Annotated in this window: 3 protein-coding genes; 2 read left to right on the top strand and 1 reads right to left on the bottom strand. The window is 59.5% G+C overall.

Annotated features, from left to right (window positions below):
- Together A6F49_RS14525 and A6F49_RS14520 are read left to right on the top strand one after the other, a co-directional pair.
- On the top strand, positions 1-170 hold a 170-nt coding region (locus A6F49_RS14525), incomplete at its 5' end, for a dihydrodipicolinate reductase C-terminal domain-containing protein (RefSeq protein ID WP_043055277.1).
- A 5-nt stretch (positions 171-175) separates the two neighbouring features.
- Positions 176-613 (top strand): tetratricopeptide repeat protein, encoded by a 438-nt coding sequence (locus A6F49_RS14520; protein WP_043055276.1) that lies wholly within the window; start codon positions 176-178, stop codon positions 611-613.
- On the opposite strand, the gene A6F49_RS18135 is transcribed toward A6F49_RS14520, so the two are convergent.
- The coding region (locus A6F49_RS18135) for a hypothetical protein (RefSeq protein ID WP_043055275.1) at positions 610-793 on the bottom strand (184 nt) is incomplete at its 5' end. The genes A6F49_RS14520 and A6F49_RS18135 overlap by 4 nt on opposite strands.

Here is a 793-nt window from a genome sequence, read left to right as displayed (position 1 = left end):
TGGAAGCACACCAAGAAGTCCTCATGGGCACCCCGGGACAACAACTCGTATTACGCCACGATGCCTTCGACCGCGCATCCTATATGCCCGGCGTCCTGCTCGGGTTGCGCACCGTTGGCTCTCGTCCCGGTCTGGCTTATGGACTCGACGCTTACTTGGATTTGGACTAACTTTCGTGAAAACTAAAATTGCCGTTGGTCTGTTGACCGCACTGACGCTGCTGTTCGTCTTTCTGGCCCTGTGGTCAGCGCTGGCTTTCATCCTTGCCAATAATTGGATCGCCAACGTTATCGGCTGGTGTGTCGTTGGCATCGTGGTCTTCGGGGTCTGGTCGCTGGTGCGTGAACTGCGCTTTGGTATGAACACCGAAAAACTCGCGCGCATCCTCCACGACGAAGGACTCCTGCCCGAAGACAATCTGCCGCGCACCCGGGGGCGTATAGGTCGCGACGCCGCCGACCAAGAGTTCGAAACCTATCGGGCTGAAACTGAAGCAGACCCGGACAACTGGCGCAGCTGGTACCGGCTGGGCTTAGCCTACGATGCCGCCGGTGACCGCAAACGCGCCCGAGCCGCCCTCCGGGATGCAATCACCATGTACCAGCAACACTAGGACGACGACCGGCCCACCGAATTCGAAACCCGGCGCAGCATACTTTCTAACGGTCCGCGCACGCCAAACAGCTTGAGAATGACGCCCAGGGCGATGACGATACCCCAGTGGACCAACAGCATGATCCACACATCGGCCCAAGCCGGATCACCCACCGCCAGCGGCTCATCCCAGCTCGAA

Origin of the sequence: Enteractinococcus helveticum, from assembly GCF_001657475.1 — a bacterium.
In the GTDB taxonomy this organism is placed as follows: Bacteria; Actinomycetota; Actinomycetes; order Actinomycetales; family Micrococcaceae; genus Yaniella; species Yaniella helvetica.
Note: the sequence above shows the minus strand (reverse complement) of the source record. Positions and strands in the feature narration are given on the sequence as shown.